This window comes from Enterococcus columbae DSM 7374 = ATCC 51263, assembly GCF_000406925.1.
GTDB classification, from domain to species: Bacteria; Bacillota; Bacilli; order Lactobacillales; family Enterococcaceae; genus Enterococcus_E; species Enterococcus_E columbae.
In genome coordinates this window covers 2501-5233 of sequence record NZ_KE136351.1, presented here as the reverse complement: position 1 = coordinate 5233, position 2733 = coordinate 2501, and the positions used below count along the sequence as shown (strand labels likewise).

Sequence of the window (2733 nt, the reverse complement as noted above, 5' to 3'; positions counted from 1 at the left end):
GAGTAGCTAGTCGCTAAACACAGATTACGCCAAGGATGTGAAGCAGCTTGCTTAACTCCGAGCAATTGAGGAGTAGTTTGGAAGAGTTAAGGAAAGACAAAATTTTTATCTGGATTAGCTAGAATAGATTGATTTTAAAGAAAATGTTTTCATAACTTTTTTTGTAAAAAATCCTTGACGCCAAATAAAAAGCATGATAATCTATGAAAGTCGCTGATTTGATGAACTACTTACCTCATTTGAAAAAATATTTTTTGAAAAAGTAGTTGACAATAAATGACGGATTTGTTATTATATAAAAGTCGCTGTGAGCGATACAAACATTGCAAACAACAACTAAAAAAATATTTTAAAAAAGTTCTTGACTTTTGAGAGTTCAAGGAGTAAGATATAAGAGTTGTTGAAACAAAACAGTAGACCTTTGAAAACTGAACAAAAAAGCAAACCAATATGTGTAAGGCGCTTCTATTATATAGAAGCAAAAACAACATGCAAGCAATAGCTAGCAAATCAATTTTTTGAGCTTAACAATCATCATGATTGTATCAACTTTTTTTATGAGAGTTTGATCCTGGCTCAGGACGAACGCTGGCGGCGTGCCTAATACATGCAAGTCGAACGCGCTTTCTTTCACCGTAGCTTGCTACACCGAAAGAAAGTGAGTGGCGAACGGGTGAGTAACACGTGGGTAACCTGCCCATCAGCGGGGGATAACACTTGGAAACAGGTGCTAATACCGCATAATATTACTTTTCGCATGAGAAGTGATTGAAAGGCGCAACTGCGTCACTGATGGATGGACCCGCGGTGCATTAGCTAGTTGGTGAGGTAACGGCTCACCAAGGCCACGATGCATAGCCGACCTGAGAGGGTGATCGGCCACACTGGGACTGAGACACGGCCCAGACTCCTACGGGAGGCAGCAGTAGGGAATCTTCGGCAATGGACGCAAGTCTGACCGAGCAACGCCGCGTGAGTGAAGAAGGTTTTCGGATCGTAAAACTCTGTTGTTAGAGAAGAACAGGGATGAGAGTGGAAAGTTCATCCTATGACGGTATCTAACCAGAAAGCCACGGCTAACTACGTGCCAGCAGCCGCGGTAATACGTAGGTGGCAAGCGTTGTCCGGATTTATTGGGCGTAAAGCGAGCGCAGGCGGTCTTTTAAGTCTGATGTGAAAGCCCACGGCTTAACCGTGGAGGGTCATTGGAAACTGGGAGACTTGAGTGCAGAAGAGGAAAGCGGAATTCCATGTGTAGCGGTGAAATGCGTAGATATATGGAGGAACACCAGTGGCGAAGGCGGCTTTCTGGTCTGTAACTGACGCTGAGGCTCGAAAGCGTGGGGAGCAAACAGGATTAGATACCCTGGTAGTCCACGCCGTAAACGATGAGTGCTAAGTGTTGGAGGGTTTCCGCCCTTCAGTGCTGCAGCAAACGCATTAAGCACTCCGCCTGGGGAGTACGACCGCAAGGTTGAAACTCAAAGGAATTGACGGGGACCCGCACAAGCGGTGGAGCATGTGGTTTAATTCGAAGCAACGCGAAGAACCTTACCAGGTCTTGACATCCTTTGACCATCCTAGAGATAGGACTTTCCCTTCGGGGACAAAGTGACAGGTGGTGCATGGTTGTCGTCAGCTCGTGTCGTGAGATGTTGGGTTAAGTCCCGCAACGAGCGCAACCCTTATTGTTAGTTGCCATCATTCAGTTGGGCACTCTAGCGAGACTGCCGCAGACAATGCGGAGGAAGGTTGGGATGACGTCAAATCATCATGCCCCTTATGACCTGGGCTACACACGTGCTACAATGGAGAGTACAACGAGTTGCGAAGTCGTGAGGCTAAGCTAATCTCTTAAAGCTCTTCTCAGTTCGGATTGTAGGCTGCAACTCGCCTACATGAAGCCGGAATCGCTAGTAATCGCGGATCAGCACGCCGCGGTGAATACGTTCCCGGGTCTTGTACACACCGCCCGTCACACCACGAGAGTTTGTAACACCCGAAGCCGGTGGGGTAACCGCAAGGAGCCAGCCGTCTAAGGTGGGATAGATGATTGGGGTGAAGTCGTAACAAGGTAGCCGTATCGGAAGGTGCGGCTGGATCACCTCCTTTCTAAGGAATATTACGGAATACACAGGATTTGCTTTTGTTCAGTTTTGAGAGGTTTACTCTCAAAAGAATTGTTCATTGAAAACTGGATATTGAAGAGAAACATCAATTAATAAACCGAGAAAACACCGCGTTGAATGAGTTTAAGAAGTTCAATTGCTTTATTTGAAAGATCTGATCGCACAGATCGAAGGTTAAGTGAATAAGGGCGCACGGTGGATGCCTTGGCACTAGGAGCCGATGAAGGACGGGACTAACACCGATATGCTTCGGGGAGCTGTAAGTAAGCTTTGATCCGGAGATTTCCGAATGGGGGAACCCAATATCTTTAATAGGATATTACCTTTAAGTGAATCCATAGCTTAAAGGAGGTAGACGCAGAGAACTGAAACATCTAAGTACCTGCAGGAAGAGAAAGAAAAATCGATTCCCTGAGTAGCGGCGAGCGAAACGGGACCAGCCCAAACCAAGATGCTTGCATCTTGGGGTTGTAGGACTCCGATGTGGGAGCAAGCAAGATAGCCGAATGACTTGGAAAGGTCAGCTAAAGAGGGTGAAAGCCCCGTAGGTGAAATGTTGTAAGCCCCTAGGAGGATCCTGAGTACGGCGGAACACGAGGAATTC

Annotated in this window: 2 rRNA genes (1 of these 2 running past the window's edge); both read left to right on the top strand. The window is 46.5% G+C overall.

Going from position 1 to position 2733, the window contains the following annotated elements:
- Positions 1–553: 553 nt before the first annotated feature.
- A 16S ribosomal RNA gene (locus RK02_RS10275) occupies positions 554–2112 on the top strand.
- Positions 2113–2301: 189 nt separating this feature from the next.
- Positions 2302–2733: ribosomal RNA gene (locus RK02_RS10270) — 23S ribosomal RNA — on the top strand; it runs 2480 nt beyond the window's last position.
- Together the 16S and 23S rRNA genes form the textbook arrangement of a ribosomal RNA operon.